Below are 6,760 nucleotides of genomic sequence, written 5' to 3'. Positions count from 1 at the left end.
CTTTATCATTGATAATGTTTCTTAAATAATAAATGTTCTTTGGCGTCGTATATTCTATGTAATATAAATTGCATATCAAAAACCTATCTAATAAATAATATGAATCCATAAAACAATAAAATTTCATATCTAAAAAACTATTTTGAGCTTTAGTTTAACTTATATTTCCAAAAGAAAAATTTATATAATATACTTGACAAGTCTAATTTGATTTCTTCTAATTATTTACTGTCGATTATTCGATTTTTTTCTTATTTTTTTGTTGCATATAAGTATGTGTTTATGGTACGATTTACATGGTGAAATAAATAAAGGGAGGTGAAAAATAAATATTCGTGAAAAAGTTTTCAAGTTGAGGTATTTTATGGTTAATAAATCATAAATAGTATTACCTCAATTAATAATATCAAAGCGAATATCTAGGTAATCACTTTAAAACAACAGTTTTTATATTTAGATTCACAGAATGCATATGTATGTTCAATAGGAAATAAATTTAATCTGTGAATAGATAGTAGTTTATTTATTTAAGTTGACAAGTAATTGAATGAAGTATTTAGAAATTTAAAAAACAAGTAAAGACAGTATTTATTTGAATAAATACATGTTGCTTTATTCAAAACTCCTTTAAAAAGGCAATAGTAATAAGATTACACAATTTGCCACAAAAGGAGGAATTTAGTTTGTAAAATACTATCAAGTAAAAAAATAAGAATTGCATATAGTGAAGATTTTTCATTTAATTAAGAGTAGTTAAATTAGAAAAAATTACTAGAGTGATGAATTTAGAAGTTAGATATAAAATTATCCATTGTGTTATGGCAATATTGTATTTAAGCTAAATAATAATTAATGAACTAATAATTTATAGTTTGGTTTTTTGTGGTGTCAATTTATAAAGATAATTAGGTTATAAATATACCTAACAATAATGAATTTATATAATTTAAATTTATAGATATAGTATTTAAATTTATTGACAATTAAAGATACTAATCTTTATGCCATGAAAACATCTAGATTCTACAAATAAAAACGCAATTATCTTAATAATTATTACGAATTGTTTTACAAAACAATATCACCATATCTTTCATTAAAAGAAAGAGTCTGGATAAAACGTAGAAAATATAAAAATACAATTAAGAAAGGATTTAAACTTATGAGCACAACAGTAAATAAAAAGGGTAAATTCCCTATAGGATTTTATATCTGTGCAACAACTTTCTCATTTGAAAGAGCAGCATATTATTCTGCAAAGTTTTTAATTTATATATTCCTTACAACAGCAATTGTTAAAGGTGGTCTTGGAATAGATAAAGGACAAGCAGCTATAATGCAAGCTAACCTTGTTGCATTCACATATCTTGCGCCAATAATTGGAGGATATATATCAGATAGATGGATAGGAGCTAGATATACCATACCTGTAGGTATGCTTATAATGGGGATAGGGTACTATCTTGGTTCTATTGCAACTACAGCTTCTATGGTAAATGCAATGATAATTCTAGTTTCAATTGGTACTGCATTCTTTAAAGGAAATGTATCAGCAGTAAATGGACAACTTTTTGATAATCAAGAAGAACTTGATACAGCATTCTCAGTGCAATATTCTTTTGTTAATATAGGTTCTTTTATCGGAACAACAGCAGTTGGTATACTTTATGCTAAGACATTCATGAAAAATGGAGTATATGGTTTCTCTCAATGTTTCTTCATAGCAGCTGTTCTTTGTGTAATTGGTGCAATATGGTTCACATATGGATGGAGATTCCTTGGAAATGCAGGGAAAAGACCTTTTAAAGAAGGCGTAGTAGCTGAGAAAGTTGAAGAAAAAGATAATGCTCCTCTTAGAAGTATAGATAAGAAGAGAATTTGGGCTATTATACTTGTATCATTCTTCTCTGTAGTTTTCTGGTTATTCTGGTATCTAACTTATCTTGCAGTTTATGATTATGGTGCAGCATTTGTAGATATGACTATTGGAGGATTTGAAATTCCTCTTGCTTGGTTTGACTCATTAAATGCACTTGTATGTATTGTACTAGGTCCAATTCTTGGAGCGTTATGGTTTAAACTTGCGAGTAGACCACAAGGTGATATAAGTTTATTTAAAAAGACAGGTCTTGGATTAGCATTCTTAGGTCTTGCATTCTTAATGCTAGTTGGAGCAGAGCTTACAAGAGGTGTTGGAGCTCCTGAAACTGCTAAAGCTAGTATAATATGGATAGTTATGTTTGGTATACTTCTAAGTTTTGGAGAAATGTTATTCTCACCACTTGGTAACTCTTTTGTAAGTAAGTATGCTCCTAAAAAACTTCTAGGTGTTCTTATGGGAGTTTGGACATTTGCTACTTTCCTAGCTGGTCAAGGATATGGATATATATATGCATTTACTCTTAAGTTTGATATGATTAAAGTATATACTATAATTCCAGTAATACTATTTGTTGCAGCTATATTATTATTCTTATTCGACAAGACATTAAGTAAACTTGTTGAGGAAGATAACTAATAAATAAATAACTATTATGCTAATGATATTAATCTAGGATAATTATATTGTATTAGATTGACTTATAGCTAATTGATAATAATAATATAAAGTGTTACTTTTTAACATGATGGATAGTGAAATAAATTTGTTAAACAAAATATATAAATAAAAATACTAGTCAATTAAGACTAGTATTTTTATTTATTGTTAAATTAGATAAATAATTAATACACAATTTCTCCACTTAAAATAGTATAGGCACTTCCTCCAATTTTTACAGAAGTGATATCATTGTTTTCTTTAGATATATTTACATATACCTTTCCAGGTCTATTTATAAAGTTTCCTTCTTCACCAATAAAATCAGTTTTATCTAAAATACTGTGCTGAACTATATAAGATGATACACAAGCATTGCCAGTTCCACATACAGGGTCTTCTGTTACTCCAACATATGGAGCTATGGCTCTTAGATGATAGTCGCATTTTTTATCTATAGCTTCTATACAAAATGGAGTTATTCCAATTAAATTATTGTTAGCACTAAATTCTTTTATTTTATTTAAGTCTGGAGAAATATTTTCTAAATCATCTAGAGACTTTAATCCAAAGACAAGCCACCAAATTCCTGTATTTACTTTCATAATTGGATACTCAAGAAGTCTATCTTCTTTTACACCTATCATTTGTGCAATCTCTTTTCTACAGCTATTTAGATTTTCGAATTTAGGAGGATTTTGCTCCATCATAAATATGTTTTCATTATCTATTTCCTTAAGTTCTACAGATAGTACACCAGCTTTTGTCTCTTGATAAAAGATATTCTTGTTAGTATTAAGTTTTCCTTCTTCTAAAAGAGCATGGAATGTTCCTATTGTAGCATGACCACACAAATCAACTTCTAAACCAGGTGTGAAAAATTGAACTTTGAAATCTGCTACATCAGATTCTGAGACAAATGCAGTCTCTGATAAATTCATTTCCTTTGCGATATTCTGTTTGATTTCATCAGAAATATTGGATGCATCTGTGACTACACCAGCAGGATTTCCTCCAAAAGGTATTGTTGTAAATGCATCAACTTGTTTGATTTTAACTTTATTCATATTTAAGCCCCCCTTTTATTTTTTGTGAAATATAAATTTCATGTTGTATGTATTGATTTCCAATATATAAAATATTAGAATTTTTTGTCCAAATTGAAATAGCTTCATTGCCTTCAGATAAATTTCCTGTTAATATTTCAGAATCATCTACAATTAAAAGAATACCTTTATAAAGTTTTTTGTTTTTAAGTGTAGTTTCATTACCTCCATGAATATGAATATTGCTTAGACCCTCTATATTTTTATCTTCCAAAAGTAGTATTTCAACATTAACATTTTTTTTAGAAGCAGTTAAAAGCTCATCTTTTAGGTTGAGAATTTCTTCATGAGAACAAGAAATTATAATTTCTTGTTTGGCATTATTTATCATTTCGATTGCTTTTTTTAATATGTTTTTAGAACCTTTTATGTTTAAAACATATTCTATACTTTTTCCTTTATTTAATACCTGTAAGTTGTTTTCCAGTTTGTCCATAGAATTATTGAATTCTTCTTTTTTACTTTTTAGCAATTCATTAGGGTTTATAGGTACATATTTTATAGGGTCAGTTTCAATATTGATAATTATATTATTGTTAAGTAATTTTGTTATATTTTCATAGACTTTTGATTGTGGTACACCTGATAACTTACTTATTTCATATCCAGTTAGAGGACTTTCCTTTAGTAATGATATGTATATTTGTGATTCATATTTGGTAAATCCTATGTTTTGTAGTTCATTAACTATAGCATCCATATATAAACTCCTTTAGTGAAATATAATAACTACTTAAGTAGGTACTAATATTATTTTATAATGTCTAGATAAAATTGTCAATTGTATGAAATGAAAAATTAAGTTACAAATCAGATAAATTTTTCAGCGTGCTTTGGAGATAAAGTTCAAATTTAGTTAATATCTAAATAGAATTTACAGATTTCTATAGTAGCACATAAGTAATTTGCTGAACTTACATAAATAAGTTTAATTAATGTTTGATTATAATGATAATCTTAAGAGTGTTAAAGATGGATGGTTACAAAAAAGTTCCTAATTGAACTAGTACATAAGTCGTAGTATATTAATATCAAGAAAACAATAAAAATAATAAAGGAGATATATATTATGGCAAAAATAATAAATAACAATGAATTTATAAATGAAGTAGAAAATAAAGAAGGGTTAGTAGTTGTAGATTTCTTTGCTACATGGTGTGGACCTTGTAAAATGTTATCACCAGTATACGAGGGTTTAGGAAATGAGATGATTGAAAAAGCAAATTTCTTAAAAGTAGATATAGACCAAAGTATGGAATTAGCTCAAAAGTTTGAAGTGTCTACAGTACCAACTGTAATAATATTTAAAGATGGTAAAGCTATAGATAGATTAATAGGTTTTATACCTAAAGATAATTTAAAAAATAAAATTGAATCGTATATGTAACTAATTAAAATCATATATAAACAAAAAAACTCATCATAAAATGAGTTTTTTTGTTTATAAGATTTATTTATGGTTACAAATAAGTGCCTAATTGTCAGTGATGTTGACTATTGATATTATATTTACATAAAAGAAAAAAGAAAGGTTACTAGAAGATAGGTGAGATTATGAGATACGACATTGCAATAATAGGAAGTGGGCCAGCAGGGCTTGCAGCAGCTGTAAATGCTAAAATTAGAAATAAAAATATAATTTTATTTGGAAGTGAAGATATAAGTCAAAAACTTATTAAAGCACCTTCTATAGATAATTACTTGGGAATTAGCAACATAAGCGGGCTAGATTTAAAAAATAAATTTAAAAATCATATAGAAGATATGGGAATAAAAATAACTCAAAAAAGAATTAATAATGTATATAGCATGGGCGAATATTTTACATTAGTTTCTGGAAATGATACATACGAGTCAACTACAGTTATATTAGCTACAGGCATTGAGTATGGAAAGATGTTAAAAGGAGAAGAAGAGTTTCTTGGAAAAGGCGTAGGATATTGTGCAACATGTGATGCTATGCTATATAGAAATAAAAAAGTTGCTATAATAGGATATAATAATGAAGCTGAAGAAGAAGCAAATTTTTTAAGTGAAATAGCTAGTAATGTATACTATGTACCTATGTATAAATTGGAAAATAAGCTTAATAACAATATAAATATAATAGATGACAGACCTGTAGAAATAAAAGGTGAAAAATTAGTTAATAAATTGGTATTGAAAAAGAGTGAGTTGGACATAGAGGGTATATTTATTATAAAAGATAGTGTATCTCCTAAATACATGGTTCCAGGGTTAGAAGTTGAAGGTTCACATATAAAATCAGATAAGAATATGAGTACAAATATTGAAGGATTATATGTAGCGGGAGATTGTGCTGGTAAGCCGTATCAATACCTAAAATCAGCAGGACAAGGTCAAACTGCTGTATCTAGTGCAATTTCACATTTAGATAAACAGAAAATAAAAAAATCTGTACTTGTTGATACTTATTAAATAAAAGTAAATAGTAGTACGAGTAGTTATAACCATAAGCTTGTAATTGTAATATAGTTAATAAATTTTTACAGATATTTGAAATTATTATAAGTATTTATTGTTGTTTTATACAATATTGAAAGAGGTATTTAAAGTTAATAAAATAAAAATTACAGGTATTATTTATTTAATACACTCCCAACATTAAAAGAAGTTATTTCAAAATAAAGATTTGACTACAGAAAAAAGTGAACTCTATCAGATGAGTTCACTTTTTTTGTAAAGTATTAAATAATCTATATGTAAATAAAAAAGGGTATCTTATTTATAATTTAAGAACATTGTAAGACAACCCCTTTTTTGAGTGTGCAATAAAATTGTCTTTTTAGCTATTATTTATCTATTGCTAAAAAGGAATAAAAAAATTTTATTTAAAAGCCAAATTTTTAATAGCATATAAACAATTCTCTTTCGTATTTTAAAATTTAACAAACTCAAGTTTTGGTTAGGAGCTTGTTTAATATAGGTTATGTTCTTGTAAAGAATTTTGTTAATTAATTCTTATTAATATATATTTTGGATTTATTAAATATTATAGATAAGTTAATAAATATATTGGCAGAGATATTAAATAGAATAGTAATTAAGCATAAATTTGACAAGTGTGTGTATTTGAATAATAATAGGGTTAGAT

Annotated in this window: 5 protein-coding genes; 3 read left to right on the top strand and 2 right to left on the bottom strand. The window is 26.5% G+C overall.

Annotation, left to right across the window (positions count from 1 at the left end):
* The first annotated feature begins 1,162 nt into the window (after window positions 1–1,162).
* Window positions 1,163–2,518 carry a peptide MFS transporter gene (locus KGF50_RS19600; RefSeq protein ID WP_227849616.1) on the top strand — a complete coding sequence of 452 codons (1,356 nt, stop codon included), beginning with the start codon at window positions 1,163–1,165 and terminating at the stop codon, window positions 2,516–2,518.
* 206 nt (window positions 2,519–2,724) lie between these two features.
* On the opposite strand, the gene KGF50_RS19595 is transcribed toward KGF50_RS19600, so the two are convergent.
* Window positions 2,725–3,606: a PhzF family phenazine biosynthesis protein gene (locus KGF50_RS19595; protein WP_227849615.1), complete on the bottom strand. Its 882-nt coding sequence runs from the start codon at window positions 3,604–3,606 to the stop codon at window positions 2,725–2,727.
* Window positions 3,599–4,345 (bottom strand): TrmB family transcriptional regulator, encoded by a 747-nt coding sequence (locus KGF50_RS19590; protein ID WP_227849614.1) that lies wholly within the window; start codon window positions 4,343–4,345, stop codon window positions 3,599–3,601. The genes KGF50_RS19595 and KGF50_RS19590 overlap by 8 nt, the downstream gene beginning before the upstream one ends.
* Before the next feature lie 369 nt (window positions 4,346–4,714).
* On the opposite strand from KGF50_RS19590, the gene trxA reads away from it, so the two are divergent.
* Window positions 4,715–5,032, top strand: coding sequence for a thioredoxin (gene trxA, locus KGF50_RS19585; protein ID WP_227849613.1), 318 nt, complete (start codon window positions 4,715–4,717; stop codon window positions 5,030–5,032).
* Between the two features lie 167 nt (window positions 5,033–5,199).
* A complete protein-coding gene (locus tag KGF50_RS19580) occupies window positions 5,200–6,084 on the top strand; it encodes an NAD(P)/FAD-dependent oxidoreductase (protein ID WP_227849612.1) in 885 nt (294 codons plus the stop codon).
* Window positions 6,085–6,760: the final 676 nt, after the last annotated feature.

It is taken from the genome of Clostridioides sp. ZZV15-6598 (assembly GCF_020657705.1).
GTDB classification, from domain to species: domain Bacteria; phylum Bacillota; class Clostridia; order Peptostreptococcales; family Peptostreptococcaceae; genus Clostridioides; species Clostridioides difficile_F.
The sequence above is the reverse complement of the archived record's forward strand: the minus strand, read 5'-3'. Positions and strand labels throughout refer to the sequence as shown.

Excerpts from the sequence above, each read along its gene's own strand:
- KGF50_RS19580 (WP_227849612.1), top strand. The coding sequence starts at position 5,200 with ATGAGATACGACATTGCAATAATAGGAAGTGGGCCAGCAGGGCTTGCA.
- KGF50_RS19595 (WP_227849615.1), bottom strand. The coding sequence starts at position 3,606 with ATGAATAAAGTTAAAATCAAACAAGTTGATGCATTTACAACAATACCT.
- KGF50_RS19590 (WP_227849614.1), bottom strand. The coding sequence starts at position 4,345 with ATGGATGCTATAGTTAATGAACTACAAAACATAGGATTTACCAAATAT.
- trxA (WP_227849613.1), top strand. The coding sequence starts at position 4,715 with ATGGCAAAAATAATAAATAACAATGAATTTATAAATGAAGTAGAAAAT.
- KGF50_RS19600 (WP_227849616.1), top strand. The coding sequence starts at position 1,163 with ATGAGCACAACAGTAAATAAAAAGGGTAAATTCCCTATAGGATTTTAT.